At 70.0% G+C, this 18,127-nt stretch carries 18 protein-coding genes; 4 read left to right on the top strand and 14 right to left on the bottom strand.

All coding sequences use genetic code 11. The features are described 5' to 3' along the window. The first annotated feature begins 131 nt into the window (after positions 1-131). Positions 132-1,106, top strand: a complete 975-nt coding sequence (locus FZ046_RS16335; RefSeq protein WP_083298014.1) for a DMT family transporter — start codon at positions 132-134, stop codon at positions 1,104-1,106. On the opposite strand, the gene FZ046_RS16330 is transcribed toward FZ046_RS16335, so the two are convergent. From FZ046_RS16330 to FZ046_RS16315, 4 genes are all read right to left on the bottom strand, one after another. Next, positions 1,017-1,907: a phosphatidate cytidylyltransferase gene (locus FZ046_RS16330; RefSeq protein ID WP_070351680.1), complete on the bottom strand. Its 891-nt coding sequence runs from the start codon at positions 1,905-1,907 to the stop codon at positions 1,017-1,019. The genes FZ046_RS16335 and FZ046_RS16330 overlap by 90 nt on opposite strands. A 28-nt stretch (positions 1,908-1,935) precedes the next feature. Beyond that, positions 1,936-2,493, bottom strand: a complete 558-nt coding sequence (frr, locus tag FZ046_RS16325) for a ribosome recycling factor (RefSeq protein ID WP_070351679.1) — start codon at positions 2,491-2,493, stop codon at positions 1,936-1,938. Between the two features lie 45 nt (positions 2,494-2,538). Beyond that, complete coding sequence (gene pyrH / locus FZ046_RS16320; RefSeq protein WP_070351678.1) at positions 2,539-3,267, bottom strand: UMP kinase; 729 nt, start codon at positions 3,265-3,267, stop codon at positions 2,539-2,541. 110 nt (positions 3,268-3,377) lie between these two features. Beyond that, positions 3,378-4,064 carry a class I SAM-dependent methyltransferase gene (locus tag FZ046_RS16315; RefSeq protein ID WP_070351677.1) on the bottom strand — a complete coding sequence of 229 codons (687 nt, stop codon included), beginning with the start codon at positions 4,062-4,064 and terminating at the stop codon, positions 3,378-3,380. A gap of 36 nt (positions 4,065-4,100) precedes the next feature. Between FZ046_RS16315 and FZ046_RS16310 the strand changes: the two genes are divergently transcribed. Next, a complete protein-coding gene (locus FZ046_RS16310) occupies positions 4,101-4,523 on the top strand; it encodes a MarR family winged helix-turn-helix transcriptional regulator (protein ID WP_407664402.1) in 423 nt (140 codons plus the stop codon). Between the two features lie 61 nt (positions 4,524-4,584). Here the strand turns inward: FZ046_RS16310 and FZ046_RS16305 are convergent, their stop codons facing one another. The 8 genes from FZ046_RS16305 to rpsB all read right to left on the bottom strand — a co-directional run bounded on the left by FZ046_RS16305 (position 4,585) and on the right by rpsB (position 14,037). Continuing rightward, entirely contained in the window at positions 4,585-6,597 is a 2,013-nt protein-coding gene (locus tag FZ046_RS16305; protein WP_070351676.1) for a primary-amine oxidase, read from the bottom strand. Next, positions 6,594-8,138, bottom strand: coding sequence for an APC family permease (locus FZ046_RS16300; protein WP_070351675.1), 1,545 nt, complete (start codon positions 8,136-8,138; stop codon positions 6,594-6,596). Before FZ046_RS16300 ends, FZ046_RS16305 begins: the two co-directional genes overlap by 4 nt. Further along, the gene (locus FZ046_RS16295) at positions 8,135-8,869 is read right to left on the bottom strand and encodes an ABC transporter ATP-binding protein (protein ID WP_070351674.1); all 735 of its coding nucleotides are present in this window, start codon (positions 8,867-8,869) and stop codon (positions 8,135-8,137) included. The genes FZ046_RS16300 and FZ046_RS16295 overlap by 4 nt, the downstream gene beginning before the upstream one ends. A gap of 3 nt (positions 8,870-8,872) precedes the next feature. Continuing rightward, entirely contained in the window at positions 8,873-9,439 is a 567-nt protein-coding gene (locus FZ046_RS16290) for an ABC transporter permease (RefSeq protein ID WP_070351673.1), read from the bottom strand. A 28-nt stretch (positions 9,440-9,467) separates the two neighbouring features. Further along, positions 9,468-10,646, bottom strand: a complete 1,179-nt coding sequence (locus tag FZ046_RS16285; RefSeq protein ID WP_070351672.1) for an FtsX-like permease family protein — start codon at positions 10,644-10,646, stop codon at positions 9,468-9,470. 158 nt (positions 10,647-10,804) lie between these two features. Further along, positions 10,805-12,235 (bottom strand): amidase, encoded by a 1,431-nt coding sequence (locus tag FZ046_RS16280; protein ID WP_070351671.1) that lies wholly within the window; start codon positions 12,233-12,235, stop codon positions 10,805-10,807. 129 nt (positions 12,236-12,364) lie between these two features. After that, positions 12,365-13,180 (bottom strand): translation elongation factor Ts, encoded by an 816-nt coding sequence (gene tsf, locus FZ046_RS16275; protein ID WP_070351670.1) that lies wholly within the window; start codon positions 13,178-13,180, stop codon positions 12,365-12,367. A gap of 11 nt (positions 13,181-13,191) precedes the next feature. Continuing rightward, complete coding sequence (gene rpsB, locus FZ046_RS16270) at positions 13,192-14,037, bottom strand: 30S ribosomal protein S2 (RefSeq protein ID WP_070351669.1); 846 nt, start codon at positions 14,035-14,037, stop codon at positions 13,192-13,194. A gap of 324 nt (positions 14,038-14,361) precedes the next feature. On the opposite strand from rpsB, the gene FZ046_RS16265 reads away from it, so the two are divergent. After that, positions 14,362-14,868, top strand: a complete 507-nt coding sequence (locus tag FZ046_RS16265) for a M23 family metallopeptidase (RefSeq protein ID WP_070351668.1) — start codon at positions 14,362-14,364, stop codon at positions 14,866-14,868. Between the two features lie 33 nt (positions 14,869-14,901). After that, positions 14,902-15,873: a TIGR03621 family F420-dependent LLM class oxidoreductase gene (locus tag FZ046_RS16260; protein ID WP_099045814.1), complete on the top strand. Its 972-nt coding sequence runs from the start codon at positions 14,902-14,904 to the stop codon at positions 15,871-15,873. Between the two features lie 18 nt (positions 15,874-15,891). Here FZ046_RS16260 and FZ046_RS16255 read toward each other — a convergent pair whose 3' ends face one another. Continuing rightward, positions 15,892-16,794, bottom strand: a complete 903-nt coding sequence (locus FZ046_RS16255; RefSeq protein ID WP_070351730.1) for a tyrosine recombinase XerC — start codon at positions 16,792-16,794, stop codon at positions 15,892-15,894. An 85-nt stretch (positions 16,795-16,879) separates the two neighbouring features. Next, positions 16,880-18,040 (bottom strand): lactate 2-monooxygenase, encoded by a 1,161-nt coding sequence (locus tag FZ046_RS16250; protein WP_070351667.1) that lies wholly within the window; start codon positions 18,038-18,040, stop codon positions 16,880-16,882. Between the last annotated feature and the right edge of the window lie 87 nt (positions 18,041-18,127).

Here is an 18,127-nt window from a genome sequence, read left to right as displayed (position 1 = left end):
GATCAAAGAACGGCCGGGATGACCCGCAGCGGCAGCACATCGATCGCCGAACGCGATCGATCGTGATCGCCGATAATCGTTGGACCGCACCGCCGGGCGCAGTCGACCATGAGCCCATGACGCCCACCCGCATGCCGCTGCGCACCGCGACGGTCGTGACCGTCTTCTACGCCCTGGGTTACCCCGTGGGAAACCTCGCCGTGCACGCCATGTCGCCGATGGCCGTCCTGGTGTTCCGCTTCGGCCTGGCCGGGCTCATCCTCGGGGCGTGGGCCGCATTCGCGCGGGCACCGTTCCCGTCCGCGCGCACGCTGGGCCACCTGACCGTCACCGGTCTGTTGATGCAGGCCGTCCAGTTCTGCGCGCTCTACTTCGCGATTCAGCACGGGGCGCCCGCAGTGCTGTGCGCGGTGCTCATCGCCATGAACCCCGTGGCGACCGCGCTGCTGGCCGCGGCGTTCCTGCGCGACCGCCTGACGGTCGGGCGGGTCGTCGCGCTGGTGCTGGGCGTCGCGGCGGTGCTCGCGGCATGCGCCAGCCGGCTGATCGCCGAGGGTGGGCTCGATCCGGCCGTGCTGCTCCTGCTGGTGGCGCTGCTGGGGCTCGCCGCGGGCGGGGTGTACCAGCAGCGGTTCTGCGCCGACGTCGACTTCCGCACCTCGACCGCCGTGCAGAACGCCGTCGCGTTCGTCCCGGCCGTCGTCCTGGCGTCCACGACGCCGTTCGAGGTGCACGACCCGGCCAGGGCCGCCGTCGCGGTCGCCGGGGTGGTGCTGCTGAACGCGACGATCGGCGTCTCGCTGTACGTGCGGGCCATCAACCTGCACGGCGCGTCCGCGGTGTCGATGCTCTTCTGCGTGATCCCCGCGGTGGCCGGGGTGCTGTCCTGGTTCATGCTCGGCGAGCGGCCCGACGCCGGCATCGCCGTCGGCCTCGTCCTCGGCGCCGCGGCGTGCTGGCTGAACGCACGGTCGGGACGGCGCGCGGCCGCGGCGCCTCGCGACGCGGACGGTGCGTCAGGCCAGCAGCGTGAGGACGATCCAGGTCGCCACCGCGGACGGCAGCACGGAGTCGATGCGGTCCATCAACCCGCCGTGCCCCGGTAGCAGCGTGCCCATGTCCTTGATGCCGAGATCGCGCTTCACCTGCGACTCGACCAGGTCACCGAGCGTGCCCGTGATGACGAGCATGATGCCCAGCGGCACGCCCACCCACCACGGCTTGTCGAGGATGAACTCGACCGACAGGACCGACACCGCGATGCCGAGCACCAACGAGCCCGACAGTCCCTCCCAGGACTTCTTGGGGCTGATCGCCGGTGCCATCGGGTGCTTGCCGAACAGCACGCCGGCCGTGTAGCCGCCGATGTCGGAGGCGACCACGCCGAGCATGAGGCAGAACACCCGCTGCGCTCCGTCGTCGGGATAGACGAGCAGCACGCCGAAGGCCCCGAACAGGGGAATCCACGCGGCCAGGAACACCGTGACCGCGACGTCGCGCAGGTAGTTGACCGGCGGGGCGGTCAGGCCGCCGCTCAGCAGCCGCCAGATGAGGCACAGCACCACGGTGCCGCCGAACCCGCCCAGCGCGCCGGCGGCGCCGAACGGCCACGTCAGCCACACGATGGCCTGGCCGCCGAGCAGCAGCGGCACCAGCGGGATGGCGTAGCCGCCCTCCCGCAGCCGGCGCGCCACCTCGAGGGTGGCGACGATCATGGCCGCCGCCACGACGGCCACCCAGCCGCGCGGCGCGAACAGCAACGTCGCGATGACGCCGCCGCCCAGGCACGCGCCGACCGCGATGGCGGCGGGGAGGTCCCGCCCGGCGCGGCCTGTCTTCTTCTCCGGCGGCCGGGGCTGCGCGTCGTCGGGCGACGCGCCGTCGGCGGGGGTGGTGTCGGTGGCCACGGCGTCGTTCACTGGAGGGGGTGGGCCCCTAGACCTCCAGCAGCTCGCCTTCTTTGTGCTTGACCAGCTCGTCGATCTGGGTGGTATAGGTGCCGGTGGACTTGTCGAGGTCCTTCTCGGCGCGGCTCACCTCGTCCTCGCCGGCCTCGCCGTCCTTCTTGATGCGCGCCAGCTCGTCCATCGCCTTGCGGCGGATGTTGCGCACCGACACCTTGGCGTCCTCGCCCTTGGACTTGGCCTGCTTGACGAGGTCCCGACGGCGTTCCTCGGTCAGCTGCGGGATCGCGATGCGGATGACGCTGCCGTCGTTGCTCGGGTTGACGCCGAGGTCGGAGTTCCGGATGGCGTCCTCGATGTGCTTGAGCTGGTTGGCCTCGTACGGCTTGATGACGACCAGACGCGCCTCGGGCACGTTGATGCTCGACAGCTGGGTGATCGGAGTCATCGAACCGTAGTAGTCGATGTTAATGCGGGAGAACATGCCGGGGTTCGCGCGGCCGGTCCGGATGGAGGCGAGGTCGTCGCGGGCGACGGCCACCGCCTTCTCCATCTTCTCCTCGGCGTCGAAGAGGGTCTCGTCGATCACTGGGCCATTCCCATCTCAATCCTCACGTGCGCGTCTCGTGGTCGCTCAGCTCGCGACCAGCGTTCCGATCTTCTCACCTGCGACCGCACGCGCGATATTGCCATCGGTCAGCAGGTTGAACACCAGGATCGGCATGCCGTTGTCCATGCACAGGCTGAACGCGGTGGCGTCGGCGACCTTCAGGCCGCGGTCGAGCACCTCGCGGTGGGTGATCGCGATGATCATCTCGGCGTCGGGGTTGAGCCGCGGGTCGTCGGTGAAGATGCCGTCGACGGCCTTGGCCATCAGCACTACGTCGGCGCCGATCTCGAGCGCGCGCTGTGCTGCGGTGGTGTCGGTGGAGAAGTACGGCAGCCCCATGCCGGCGCCGAAGATCACCACCCGACCCTTCTCCAGGTGCCGGCGGGCGCGCAGTGGGATGTAGGGCTCGGCGACCTGACCCATCGTGATGGCGGTCTGTACCCGGGTGTCGATGCCCTCCTTCTGCAGGAAGTCCTGCAGGGCAAGGCTGTTCATGACGGTGCCGAGCATGCCCATGTAGTCCGAGCGGGTGCGCTCCATGCCGCGCTGCTGCAGCTGCGCCCCGCGGAAGAAGTTGCCGCCGCCGATCACGACGGCGACCTGCACGCCGCTGCGCACCACGTCGGCGATCTGCCGGGCCACCAGGGCGACCACGTCGGGATCGAGGCCGACCTGGCCTCCGCCGAACATCTCCCCGCCGAGCTTGAGCAGGACGCGGGAGTACTTCGGCCGCAGTGGGGCCGCCTGGGTCATCGGGCTCCTCCGGTCTCGGCAGGACGTTCACTGTCGTCGTCGGCGCAGCCGGCGACGGGCGTGTCCAATCCTGCCTCATCTTAGGAGTCCGACGACGCAGGGGGCGGTCCTCAGCCGAGGTGCGCCACGAGCAACCAGGCGCGAACCGACCTCCGTCCGTTCGGCTCGTCCCGGACGTCGGCGCCGGCGAACCCGGAGAACCGCTCGGCGGCGTCGGCGGGCACGGCGGCGTGGATGCGGGCCGGACGCACCTCGTCGATGACCCAGTACCGGCCGACCACCTCACGCAGCTCCTCCTCGGTCACCGGGTTCGCCGGTCCCGCGGCCATGGTCGTGCGGTCGAACACCAGCACGACGTAGGAGGCACCCGGGGCGGCCGCCCGCACGATCGACTGCTGGTAGCCGTCGCGCAGCTCGACCGGCATGGAGTGGAACAGCGTGCTGTCGATGATCGTCCCGAACCGGCCGTCGTAGCCGCCGAAGGAGCTGATGTCGGCGACTCCGAAGGTCGCCGACGTCAGGCCGCGCCGCGCGGCCTCGGCGCGGGCGAGGTCGATCGCGGTGGCCGACTGGTCGAGCCCGACGACCGTGAAGCCGCGCTCGGCGAGGTACATCGACGTCGCGGCCTCGCCGCAACCGGCGTCGAGCACCTCACCGTGGACGGCGCCCGCATCGATCAGCGCGGCGATCTCGGGCTGCGGCTCGCCGATGCTCCACGGTGGCCGGTGGCCCATCCCCATCTCGCCGTCTTCGCCGCGGTAGGCGTTGTCGAACATCACGTCGGTCGGTCTCGTCATGGCTCCGGTGTATCAACCGGGTTGATATATGTCAATATGATTGACATGCCGGACGGAGACAAGCCCCTGGGCTACCTGCTGCAGCGCGTCACCACCCGGTTGCGCACCGAGGTCACCGACGCCGTGCTCGCGCCGCTCGGTCTGACCTTCCCGGAGTACATCTGCATGCGGATGCTGTCGCACGCGCCGGGCCGCTCCAACGCCGAACTGGCGCGCGACGTCAACGTGTCGCCGCAGGCGATGAACACGGTGGTTCGCGGACTGCAGGACCGCAACCTCATCACCCGGCCGGCCAGCGTGCCGTCCGGACGGTCACTGCCCATCGAGTTGACCCGGGCCGGCACCGCGCTGCTCGCCCGCACCGACACCGGAGTCCGCGAGGCCGAGCGCAAGACCCTCGCGCCACTGTCGGACGCCGACCAGCGCACACTGCGCCGATTGCTCGCCGACCTCGGCTAGCGCCGACGTTGGCTCGGGGGCGGCGGCGACACGCCGCCGCCCCGGCCGGGCGGCGACGACCCTAGGACTCCCGCGCGACGTGGGCGACCGGGTGGCCACCGCCGTGTGCGTGGCACGCCTTCGGCGGTGACGGCGGCAGGTCGAGCGCCGGGTTGCCGTCGAAGAAGCCGACCGGCTTGAGGTGGAAACCCGTGTAGGCGCACGGCATCACCGGCCAGTCCTCCGGCCGCACCACGTGGTGCGCGCCGACGGTGTACCAGAGCACGACGTCGGCGTCCTCGAGCGGAGCGTCGTCGGCGATGAACTCGGGCAGACCCTGCGCGTCGGCGGACTGGTACATGTAGTCGCCGGCCGCGTACAGCTCCTTCGGGTCGTACTTCGTCACCCAGAGGTTGTGCTGCACGAAACGCGCCCGGTCGTAGATGTAGGACCCCTCCTGCACCATCACCGGGACGATGTCCTTCGGCGTCAGCTTGTAGGCCACCGGGCTGCCCAGCTCGTTGCGCTTGGACGGGTTGACGACCTTCCAGTACCGGCCAGTCTTCCACTCCCAGTCCCGGGCACCCTCGGATTCGGACGCCACCAGCGTGTCCCGCGTGATCCAAGCGTTGCGGTGCGGATTGAGGTCGGGATCGGGCTCGGGTATCGAATCCACTTCGTAGACACTGTTTCCCGCGCCGTCGACGTTCATGTCGAGACGGAAGTTGAAGAAGTGCTGATGGTTGGGTCCGTAGATGCCCGGCGCCACCATCTTGCCCCAGCGCGGTTCCTCCCCCTCGGCGATGGCGCCGGTGGTGAGCACGCCCGACAACTTCACCTCGACCTCGATCGACGCGTCGTTGTACAGGTACCAGAAGAAGCCGTACTCGTAGTTGCCGACGGTGCAGATCATCGAGATGACGAGGCGACGTGAGCGCCGCACCTCCACCTCCTCGGTGCGGAAGTCGGTGTGCTTCCAGGAGATCCCGAAGTCCTCCTCGTGCATGCAGATGGCGTTCGGGATGGTGACCGCGTTGCCGCTGGAGTCGTTGACCGTGCCGTCGAAGTAGTGGATCTCACCGAGGCAGTCGCAGCCCAGGGTCAGCGGGTTGGCCGAGAAGCCCATGCCCACCTCGCCCATGTCGAACACGTTCTTGTTCCAGTGCGTCGGCGACGTGTCACCGTAGGGAACCACCATCTCCGACAGCGACCCGCGGTACATCACCGGACGGGTCTCACCGCGGTCGGTGTAGGTCACCTCGTGCAGCGTGATGCCCTCGCGCGGGTTGAAGCCGATGCGCAGCGACCACTTCTGCCACTGCACCTTCCACCCGTCGACGGTGAAGCTCGGCCCCTCGGGCTGGGTGATCTCGATCGGCTTGACGTCGTCGCGGAACTCGGTGAACGCAGGTCGGTTGTTCGGGTCGAACATGAACTGCTCGCTGTAGTTGCCCGCCGTCGGCGGCAGCGGGACGACGCCGTGGTCCTCGATGTCGATGACCTCCATCGCATCGAGGTCGAACGTCACGATGAGTCCCTCGACGGGACGCGCGTAACCGTGCTCGGACGGCGCGGCACGCATGAACGTCAGCGGGCGACAGATGAGCGGCGAGTTCTCGTAGTGGTCCGCCGCGCCGTAGTACCCCGCGGGCCAGGGATCGATCATCGCCAGGCCGAAGTCGGTGACACCACGCTGGCGCATCGCCTCCTGCCAGCGGGGGTCCTCGCGGACCTTCTCCTCGACTCCCGTCATGTGTTCGACGAGGTAGGACGGGAAGCGGCCCGGCACCGCGGTCCAGGAGTCGATCATCCGCGCCCCGAGATCCACGACGGCCTCGTAGATCATCTTCGCCGCCGCGTCGTACATGCTGGCGAACGCGCAGCGCGGCACGTCGTCGAGACCTTCGAACGTCAGGGTCGGGGTCTTGCCCGGCTCGGCGAGCTGGATCATCACGAACTTCAGTGTCGGCGTGGCATATTCGCTCGCCATGATGATGGCGGCAGCCGCTTGGATCTCCGCCCCCGAGAGCGGGTCCAGCGGGTAGCGGGTGACGTCCTCGCCGGTGGTCGATGCAACGGTGTCCTCGAGCGTCATGTGGTGGGTTCCTTCGTTTCCGTGAGGTCGAAGACGGCCAGGTGTGCCAGCGCGTCCTCTTGGGTGGTCTTGTGTGCCGAGCGACGGCCGAAGACGTAGACGACCAGGCCGAGGGCGAACATGCCGAGGCTGATGCTGCCGACCCACGTCATCCACTCGCCGTCGCCGACGCCACTGCTCGCGAGCCACGACTTCGCGAACGAGTAGTAGATGCCGCCGATGGTGCCGAGAGTGCCGACGATCACGGTGATCCAGACGCCGACCATCCCGCCGGGGATGCGCCAGAACGTCTCGTTCGCGTAGCGATCGGCGTACTTCTTGCGTGCAACGACCACCGGGATCAGGAAGAAGAACCCGGACAGCAGCCATACCGTCGACAGGCCGCCCTGCAGGAAGATCGTCGTGTTCACCAGGCTGCTCTGCGAGTACAGCCCGATGATCAGCAGCGAGGAGAGCACACCCTGAATGAGGATGGCGCTCACCGGGTTACGGGTCCGCGGGTTCAGGTGGGTGAAGATGCGCGGCAGGTGCCGCTCCAGTCCCGACACGAAGATGAGACGCGAGTAGGCGACCTGGTAGGTCATCAATGCCACCACGATGATCAGCGCGAGCACGATCGCGCAGATCTCCATCAGGCCGGGGAAGCCCGCGACGTCCAGCATCCCGATGACGCCCGTCACCGCGTCGATCTCGTCGGTGGGCAGCGCCATCATCGTGCCCAGCGTGGTGAGCAGGTAGATCGCCACCAGCGCCGTCGAGCCCCAGAGGATCATCCGCGGGCCGCTCCGGCGGACCGACAGGAACTCCGCACCCATGTTGTACGGGGTCTCGACGCCGAGCAGGTAGAGCAGCACGGTGCCGTAGAGGAAGCCCGCCACCGCGAAGTTGGGGATCACGGCGTCATGCCAGTTGAACGGGGTCGCCGAGCCGTTCTTTGCCGCGAACAGCACACCGCAGACGAAGATCGTCAGCGCGAGCACGCCGAACACCACGAAGACGACGTTCATGATGCGTTGGCTGGCGGCGAGTTTGGCGAGCGCCAGGCCGATGACCACCCACATGATGACCAGCTGCAGGATCACGCTCGTCATGACGCCCAGCTCGGCGTGGAACGCCAGCAGCAGGAACGAGAGCACCACCGCCGGCGACGACGCCGCGTTGAGGATCACCGGCACCCACGACAGGTAGCCGCCGATGAAGCCCCACGTCTCCCCCATGGTCCGGGTCGCCCAGATGTACACACCGCCCTGGCCCGGCCACAGGTTGCCCAGTTCCACGACGGCCATGCCGGCGGGAATCAGGAACGTGAGGATGCCGAGGATCCACATGGGGATGGCGGTCCAGCCGCCGGTCGCCATGACCGACGAGCCGGTGATCCAGCAGATGATGAACACGTAGGCGGCGGTCAGGCCGAACGTGCTCATCACCTTGGGCAGGATCTGCTCGGGGACCAGCTCGGTGGTCATCAGGGCGTCGCGGTCGGCGGTGCTGCCGACCGGGCCGGGCTTGGCGGGTCCCGGCGCCTCTAGTTCTGCGGTCATACGATCTGTCCGTCCTTCATCCGTACGACACGGCTCGCTTCGTCGGCCACCGTGGGGTCATGGGTGCTCGCGACGACGGTGACGCCGAGCGTCGAGCACAGGTCGCGCAGCATGCGCACCACCGTCTCCCCCGTGCGGTGGTCGAGGTTCGCCGTGGGTTCGTCGGCGAGCACCAGCGTCGGGTTGCTGATCAGCGAACGCGCGATCGCCGTGCGCTGCTGCTCGCCGCCCGACATCTTGGTGGGCTGATGGTTGATGCGATGACCGAGTCCGACGAGTTCCAGCAGCTCGGTGGCGCGCGTGCGCAGCGCCTTCCGGTCGTACGGCTCGAACATCAACGGGAGTTCGACGTTCTCCACCGCGGACAGGAATGGAATCAGGTTGTAGCTCTGGAAGATGAAGCCGATGGTGTCGTGGCGCAGCGCCGCGAACTGGCTCTCGGTGATCTTGCCGGTGTCCTGGCCGGCGACCTTCACGGTGCCCTTGGTGGGCCGGTCCAGCCCGCCCATGATGTTCAGCAGCGTCGACTTCCCGCTGCCGCTGGGGCCCATCAGACAGACGAATTCGCCGGGCATGACCTGTAGTTCGACGGCGACGAGGGCCTTGACCACCTCATCGCCAAGCTTGTGCAGCTTCCACACGTCGGAGATCTCGATGACCGGGGCCGACGCGGCCGCGGTCGGAACCTGCTCGGACGCCGTGACGTCCCTGGTGTCGTCGAGTGCGGTCATGATCTAGCCTCCTGCTGAAAGGGAACGAATCGGTGGACGCGACGCCGCGTTCCACGTCGGGATGATGCTGGTGGCCAACGCCGCCACGATGCTGATGACGACGGCGATCCCGGAACCGAGCAGCACGCCGGAGACCTCGACGCCGGCGGGCGCCAGACCCGTCACGCCGACGATCCACCCGCACAACGCGGCCAGCGCCACGCCGACGATCGCCCCGAGCACGGCGGCCACCACCGGTTCGACCAGCAGGGCGACGACCACGGGAGCGCGCGGGATCCCGTTGGCACCCAACACTCCGAGTTCACGGGTGCGGTGGGCGACGGTCCGGGTGGTCGCCACCGCGACCTCGACGACGCCGACCAGCAGCACGGTGACGGCGATGAGGACGACGGCGCGGCCGATCTCGTCGGCGTGCCCGAGCGTCGCCGACTGTGCGGCGATGCCGGCGGACATGCCGAACACGATGACCACCAGGAAGGCGCCGGTCGCGGTCGTCACGATGGGCAGCACCATCTCGCCGACTCTGCGACGCGCCGCCAGCCAGCCGTAGGCCAGGCCCTTCGAGATCATCTGATTTGCCTCCTCTTCGCGCAAGCGCTCATCGGTCCCCCAGGAGGTCGACCGGGCGTTGTTGCAGCAGCCGGTGTACGGGTACCAGTGCACCGACGATCGCCATGGCGGGCAGGAACGCGGCCACCATCGCCGCGGCCTGCAGCCACGCCGTGGGCGTGGCGATACTCGGAATCGTCAGTGCGACCGCGGCGCCCGCGCCGAGGACGCCGACGAGGTAGGCGACGACGAAGACGATGCCGGATTCGACGAGGAAGAAGTAGAGGACCTCGTCGGCCAGCCCGATGCTCGACATGATGCCGAATTCGCGCTTGCGTTCGGCCACCGCGGCCAGGAAGGACGACAGGGCGATCACGAAGCCGAGCACCAGGCCGATGATCGAGATGAGACCGAGGGTGCTGCTGGTGACCTTGCCCGAGAAGAGCGCCGAGTAGTTCTGCTCGAAGGTGAGCGGACCGGAGCCGCCGACGAGGTCGTAGACCAGCCCGCGCCCTGCCGGGTCGGGGACGACCGACGGGTCGTAGGTGGCGGGGAGGTCCGAGGCCGCACCGAAGGTGGCCCCGAGGTCGCGTCGCTTCTCCTGCCCGGCCGGGGCCCAGACCGTGTACCACCCGCGATCCCCGACGATCGTCGATGCCAGCGCGCTCGACACCCAGACACTCTGCCCGGAGCCGTCGACGGCGGCCGTCAGGTTCTGGCCGCCCACGGTCACCGTGTCACCGCTGGAGACGCCGAGCCGCTCGGCGACCGCGGAGCCGAAACGCGCTTGTCCGGACGGGATCTCGTCGACACCGCGCAGCGAGACCGCGTCGCCCGCGATGTCCGTGACACCGGAGAGGGTGCGCTCGGCGCGCCAGCCGTCGGGAACGACCACGGCCGGGGCGGCGCCCTCGGCGACGAGCGCCTGGACGTCGGCGTCGTACTGCACGCCGGCTGCGGGGATCGCCCAGACCTGCGCGTCGCCGAGCACGTCGGTGACGGCGTCGGCGCCGGTGATCGCGAAACTCGACGAGATGGTGCGGACGATCGTGACGCAGGCGATGGCGAGCGCGATGCCGAGGACGGACAGGATGAACCGCTCGGGCCGCCGCCTGATGTTGGCCAGTGCGAAGCGAACCAGACACGCGAACGTGTTCCCCGACGCCGACGTGGCGATGGCCGGCGCTGTCACGGCGGCGGGTTCGATCCCGACCTCGGAGGTCTCCACACCGGAGATGGTGGGATCGCCGTGTTTCGCCGAGCGCGCCCGCGGGTGTCCAACGGGTTAACGGCAGCGTCAGTCGGTTACCGGATCGTAAGGACTGGACAACGGATTTCGTCGTCCGGCGTCGAGGATTCGTCGAAAGACATTGTCGGCGTGGGCATTCAGGACGACGGATTTCGCAGCGTCCGCCAGTCCTGGGCTTCCTCGAGTTCGAAGGCCAGTCGCAGCAGCACGGCCTCCTCGCCGGCGCGCGCGCTAAACATCATGCCGATGGGCAGGCCGGCTGCCGAGGTGGCGAGCGGCAGCGAGATCGCCGGATCGCCGGTGACGTTCTGCAAAGGTGTGAACGCCACCCACGCCACCAGGCGCTCGATGATCTGGTCGTAGTCGGCGGTCGGGTCGAGGTGGCCGATCCGCGGCGTGACGTCCGCCAGCGTGGGGGTGAGCAACACGTCGTACGGCGAGACCGCCGAAAGCATCCGCCGGCGCAGCGAGGCGAGCCGTGCGACGGTCAGCGGCAGCCGGTGCAGGCGGCGGGCCGCATGGCGCTCCAGCCCGAGGGTCAGGTTGTCCAGGCGGGACCGGTCGAAGGACGGGCCGAATCGCGAACGCCCGCCGTGCACCAGCGCGAACGCCAGCAGCGACCAGTAGAGCAGGAAGTCGTCGATGAACGACGCCGGCACCGGCGGCTGCTCCAGGTGATCGACCCGGTGGCCCATGCGCTCCAGCAGGTCCGCGGTGCGCAGCGTCGCGTCGCGCACCTCGGGGCTCGCCTCGCGCTGCACCGATCGGGTGCAGACGCCGACCCGCAGCCGCGTGCGGCCGGGGCCGGACACGTCGCCGATCGGTTGCAGGCGCGGTGGGCGCCAGGCCCGCTCGGCCTCGGCGTAGAAGGCGGCGGTGTCGCGCACCGACCGGGTGAGGACGCCGTTGGCGACGATGCGGATGGGCATCTCCCGCATGTTCCGGTCGAGCGGCAGGCGCCCGCGGGTCGGCTTGAGCCCCACCAGGCCGTTGCAGGCCGCCGGGATGCGAATCGAGCCGCCGCCGTCATTGGCGTGCGCGATGGGGACCGCGCCGGCCGCGACGAACGCACCCGAGCCCGACGACGAGGCGCCCGCGGTGTAGTCGGTGTGCCAGGGATTGCGCACCGGCCCGAGCCGGGGGTGCTCGGCCGAGGCGCTGAACCCGAACTCCGAGAGCCGCGTCTTGCCCAGCGGCACCAGACCGGTCGCGAGGTACACCCGGGCGAAGTCGCCGTCGGAGACCTCCGGGCGCGGCGTCCACGCGTCGGTGCCGTCCATGGTCGGCATCCCGGCGACCGCGACGTTGTCCTTGACGAAGGTCGGCACCCCGTCGAAGGCGCCGCCGAACGGGTGCCGCGCGGCGGCCCGTCGTCGCGCCAGGTCGAAGGCCTCGAAGGCCAGCCCGTTGAGGGCGGGGTTCACGGCCTCGGTGCGTGCGATCGCCGCCTCGACCACCTCGGCGCGGGAGACCTCACCGGCGGCGAGGGCGGCCGCTACGCCGACGGCGTCGAGGTCGCCCAGCGCGTCGTCGCGGAAGGCGCTGACCGGATGCGGATCGGTTTCCATCCCGCGACGGTACCAATACGTACCACGGCGGTTGCGGGGCACCGACGCGAGAAGACCCCGCGCCGCCGGGATCACCGGCGGGTCGCGGGGTCTTCGGTGCGCGGCTGATGCGCCGCGCAGGTCGTGTTGCTAGGCCTGACCGACCTCGAAGCGGGCGAACCGCGTCACGGTCACGCCGGCGTCGTCGAGGAGGGCCTTGACGGTCTTCTTGCTGTCGGACACCGACGGCTGGTCGAGCAGCACGACGTCCTTGTAGAAGCCGGTGAGGCGACCCTCGATGATCTTGGGCAGTGCCTGCTCGGGCTTGCCCTCGTTGCGGGCGGTCTCCTCGGCGATGCGACGCTCGTTGGCGACCAGGTCCTCGGGCACGTCGTCACGCGTCAGGTACTTGGCCTTCAGCGCGGCGATCTGCAGCGCCACGGCGTGCGCGGCGCTCTCGTCGGAGCCGGTGTACTCGACCAGCACGCCCACGGCGGGCGGCAGGTCCGCCGAGCGCTTGTGCAGGTAGGTCTCCACCGTGCCGTCGAAGTAGACGGCACGACGCAGCTCGAGCTTCTCGCCGATCTTGGCGGACAGGTCCGCGATCAGCTGCTCGACCGTGGTGTCGCCGGCCGTGGCGGACTTCAGGGCGTCGACGTCGGCTGCCTTGGCAGCGGCCGCCGCGGTGACGATCTGGTCGGCCAGGGCCTGGAACTCCGCGTTCTTCGCAACGAAGTCCGTCTCGGAGTTCAGCTCGATGAGCGCGCCGTCCTTGGCGGCCACGAGACCCTCGGCGGTGGCACGCTCGGCACGCTTGCCGACGTCCTTGGCGCCCTTGATCCGCAGCAGCTCGACGGCCTTGTCGAAGTCGCCGTCCGAATCGGCCAGCGCGTTCTTGCAGTCGAGCATCCCGGCGCCGGTCAGCTCGCGAAGTCGCTTGACGTCGGCAGCGGTGTAATTCGCCATTTCAGCCTTCCCTAGGGGTTCTGGGCGGGGGTGGGTTCGGTCTGGATGTCGGCCTCCGGGGTTCCCGGGGCGGCACCGGCGGCCGTGGGCGACGCGGTGGCGCCGGCCAGCAGTTCCTGCTCCCATTCGGCGAGCGGCTCGGTGGCCTCGGCGTCGGACTTGCCGGCACCGGAGCGGGCCTGCAGGCCCTCGGCCACCGCGGACGCGATCACCCGGGTCAGCAGTGCGGCCGACCGGATGGCGTCGTCGTTGCCCGGGATCGGGTAGTTCACCTGATCGGGGTCGCAGTTGGTGTCCAGGATCGCGATGACCGGGATGCCGAGCTTGATGGCCTCCGACACCGCGAGGTGCTCCTTGTTGGTGTCGACGACCCAGAGGGCCGACGGCACCTTGGCCATGTCGCGGATACCGCCGAGGCTGCGCTCCAGCTTGTTCTTCTCGCGGGTCAGCATCAAGATCTCCTTCTTGGTGCGACCCTCGAAGCCACCGGTCTGCTCCATCGACTCGAGTTCCTTGAGCCGCTGCAGACGCTTGTGGACGGTGGAGAAGTTGGTGAGCATGCCGCCGAGCCAGCGCTGGTTCACGTACGGCATGCCGACGCGGGTCGCCTCTTCGGCGATCGATTCCTGCGCCTGCTTCTTGGTGCCGACGAACATGATGCTGCCGCCGTGGGCGACGGTTTCCTTGACGAACTCGTACGCCTGGTCGATGTAGGTCAGCGTCTGCTGCAGGTCGATGATGTAGATGCCGTTGCGGTCGGTGAAGATGAACCGCTTCATCTTGGGGTTCCAGCGTCGGGTCTGATGCCCGAAGTGAGCGCCGCTGTCGAGCAGCTGCTTCATGGTTACGACAGCCATGGTTCGGCCACGTCCTCTTCTCGTCGGTTGTCGTCCGGAATCAAGGCGATGCCGGACCCTGGCGTCTGCTGCGTGCCGGACCCGTACGAGGTACGGGACCGCCCGGCATGCGGATGCAGCCTTGAGATACGGGGCTGCGGCGCAGGCGCGCGAAGTCAGTCCGCCGAAGCGAACTGCGGGACTGAGTTTACACCGTTGACATGCGTGCTTTCGCCACGCGCGCGCCCGCTGCCGCGAGACGGGCCGTCATCCACAGTGCCACCTTCATCCCCAGCCGCCGGCACGCCCCTTGCCCGGGCCGCTTTCGGCCGCTGAGCTGGTCGTATGCGGCCCATCGTCCTGCTGGCGGTCCTGGTGTTGCTCGGTGCGGCGCCGGCGCGGGCGGGTCCCGGGCCGCCGGACGGGCGTCTCGACTGGCCCTTGCGACCGGTTCCGGCGGTACTGCGAACGTTCGACGCGCCGCGACCCAACTGGAAGCCCGGGCACCGCGGCGTCGACCTCGCCGGTGAGGAGGGGCAGGCGGTGCTGGCCGCGGCCCCGGGCACCGTGGTGTTCGCCGGGGAGTTGGCGGGCCGTCCGGTGATCTCGGTGGCCCACCCCGGCGGGCTGCGGACGAGCTACGAACCGGTGCGGACCCGGGTGCGGGCGGGGTCGTTGGTCGGTGCGGGCAGCGTGCTCGGCGAACTGGTCGCCGGCCATGCCGGCTGCCCGGCGCCGGCGTGTCTGCACTGGGGCGCGATGTGGGGTGCGGCGTCGGCCGCGGACTACGTCGATCCGCTGGGCCTGCTGGTGGACACCGAGGTGCGACTCAAGCCACTGCGGCCGGCGTGACTGGTCCGAGCGGCGACTGGGAACACTGCGGTGATGATGGTGTCGACGCAGTCGCAGCGCGCCCGCCCCTTGCGGTTCGGGTTGACGACGGCGCTGCCGCGGGGCCGTGAGTTCGCGGACTTCACCGCAGCCGTCGAGGACGTCGGCTTCGACGTCATGACGTTCGCCGACCACCTGCTGCCCACGCTGGCCCCGTTCTCGGGCGCCGCGGCCGCTGCGGCAGCGACCACGCGGTTGCACGTCGGGACGCTGGTGCTCAACAACGACCTGCGCCATCCCGTCGACGTGGCGCGGGAGGCGGTGACGTTGGCGGCCATATCGGGCGGGCGGTTCGAACTGGGCCTGGGCGCCGGACACATGAAGTCCGAGTACGACGCCGCGGGACTGCGGTTCGACGACGCCGCGACGCGCGTCGACCGGCTGGTCGAGGCCGTCGAGGTGATCTGCCCGCTGCTGACCGGTCGGGCCGTCGCCGTCGACGGGACGCACTACCGGGTGCATGCCGGGGCCGGCGAACTCGTCGCCGCGCCGCCCTACCGGGTGCCTCTGCTGTTGGGCGGCAACGGGTCTCGCGTCCTGTCGCTGGCCGGCCGGGTGGCCGACATCGTGGGGCTGGCGGGCGTGACGCACAACGCCGACGCCACCGAGGTGCGGCTCACCCACTTCGACGACCGGGGGGTGATCGACCGCATCGAGGTGGTGCGCGCCGCGGCGGGCGACCGGTTCGAGGAGATCGAGCTGAACGGCCTGATCCAGTTCGTGGTGCCGACCACCGACCGGGCGGCCGCGGCGGCCGAGATCGCCGGCGCGGTGGGCGGGGTCTCGCCGGCGACCATCCTCGACTCGCCCTTCGTGCTGCTCGGCACGCACGAGGAGATGGCCGAGACGCTCGTCGACCGCCAGCGCCGCTACGGCATCAGCTACTGGACGGTGTTCGACGAACTCGCGGGGCGGCCGTCGGCGCTGCCCGACATCGCGAAGGTGATAGCGCTGCTGCGCGGCTAGGTGTGCTGACCGCGGTCGCTAGGCGCGCGGGTGGGCCTGGTCGTGCACGGCCCGCAGCCGCGCGACGGTGACGTGGGTGTAGAGCTGCGTGGTGGCGAGCGTGGAGTGGCCGAGCAGCTCCTGCACGACGCGCAGGTCGGCGCCACCCTCGAGCAGATGCGTTGCGGCGCTGTGCCGGAGGCCGTGCGGGCCGATGTCCGGGGCGCCGTCGACGGCGGACATCGTCTGATGCACGACGGTGCGGGCCTGGCGCGGGTCGAGACGTCCACCGCGCGCACCGAGCAGCAATGCGGGACCGGACGCGGCCGTCGCGAGCGCGGGTCGGCCGTCGGTCAGCCAGGCGGTCAGCGCGCGGTGCGCGGGCTCGCCGAACGGCACGGTGCGCTGCTTGTCGCCCTTGCCGAGCACGCGGACCAGCCGCCGGGAGGCGTCCACGTCGTCGACGTCGAGGCCGCACAGCTCACTGACGCGAATGCCCGTGGCGTAGAGCATCTCGACGATCAGCCGGTCGCGCAGCGCGAGTGGATCGCCCTGCTGCGCACCAGACGTCGCGGCGTCCATGGCGTCGCGCGCCTGGTCCTGGCGCAGGACCGCGGGCAGCGTGCGGTGGGCGCGCGGCACCTGCAGGCGGGTCGCGGGGTCGGTCTCCAGCAGACCGCGGCGCAGCGCCCAGGCGGTGAAGGTCTTGACCGCCGACGTGCGGCGGGCCAGGGTGGTCCGCGCCGCGCCGGCAGCGGCCTGCGACGACAGCCAGGACCGCAGCAGCGGCAGGGTGAGGTCGGCCGGCCGGGCGTCGGGGCGGCGCTCGGCCAGGAAACCGAACAGTGCGCGCAGGTCCCCGAGGTAGGCGCGGCGGGTGTGCTCGGACCGGCCGCGCTGCAGGTCGAGGTAGGAGTCGAAGTCCTCCAGCACCGCGTCCAAGTGAGCCGTCACGCCGTTCACGGTGGCAGAACGGGACGACGTCTGGCGAGCGCGCCCCGGCGTGTGTGACAGTATCGAGACCTCGTCAGAGGACGGCGCGCAACGTGTCCGGTGTGAGGTCGGCGAGCGCCGTGTAGCCGTCGACGGCCATGGTGAGGTCGGCCTCGGCCAGCAGCGACCGCAGCACGTGCACCACGCCGTCGGTGCCGCCCAGCGCCATGCCGTAGGCGTAGGGACGGCCGACCCCCACCGCGGTCGCCCCCAGCGCGAGGGCCTTGACGACGTCGGCGCCGCTGCGGATGCCGGAATCGAACAGGACGGGCACGTCGCCGGCGGCCTCGACGACGGCTGACAGGCAGTCGATCGCGGGCAGCCCGCCGTTGGCCTGCCGACCGCCGTGGTTGGAGCAGTAGATGCCGTCGACGCCGCCGTCGATGGCGCGCCGGGCGTCGTCGGGGTGGCAGATCCCCTTCACCAGCAGCGGCAGCGTGGTGAGCGATCGCAGCCACGGCAGGTCGTCCCACGACAGGGCGTTGCCGAAGGTCGACACCCACTGCAGGACGGCGGCCTGCGGGTTCTCCTCCGGCGACTGGGCCAGCGAGCCGCGGAACACCGGGTCGCTGGTGTAGTTGGCCAGGCAGTGCCCGCGCAGTTGCGGGAAGTTCGACGTCGACAGGTCACGCGGACGCCAGCCCGGGATCCAGGTGTCGAGCGTGACGATGATGCCGCGGTAGCCGGCGGCCTCGGCGCGCCCGACGAGGCTGGCGGCCAGGTCGCGGTCCTTCGGCGTGTAGAGCTGGAAGTAGCCGGGGGTGTCCCCGAACGCGGCGGCGACGTCCTCGAGCGGATCGGTGGTCAGCGTGGACACGACCATCGGCACGCCGGTGCGCGCCGCCGCCCGGGCCGCCGCCACGTCGCCGTGGCCGTCCTGCGCGCACAGCCCGATGACGCCCACCGGCGCCATGAACAGCGGTGACGGCAGCGTCGTGCCGAACAGCTCGACCGACAGGTCGCGTTCGGTGGCGCCGCCGAACATCCGCGGCATCAGCCCCCAGCGGTCGAAGGCGGAGACGTTGACGCGTTGCGTGCGTTCGTCACCCGCGCCGCCGGCGACGTAGGACCACAGCGATGGCGACATCGCCGACCGGGCCCGTTCCTCGAGATCGGCGAACGCCATCGGCAGCGACGGCACGACCCCGGACAGGCCCTGCAGGTAGATCTCGAGCTGGTAGTCAGCGAATGCCATGGGCGACAGCCTGCCAGGTGCATCTGACGCCGGGGCCCAGTCGCTCGACGCAGAGGCCCGGTCGCTCGAGCCGAGGCTCGGTCACTT

Source organism: Mycolicibacterium grossiae (genome assembly GCF_008329645.1).
Taxonomy (GTDB): Bacteria; Actinomycetota; Actinomycetes; order Mycobacteriales; family Mycobacteriaceae; genus Mycobacterium; species Mycobacterium grossiae.
This window is presented reverse-complemented; position numbering and strand designations above follow the sequence as displayed.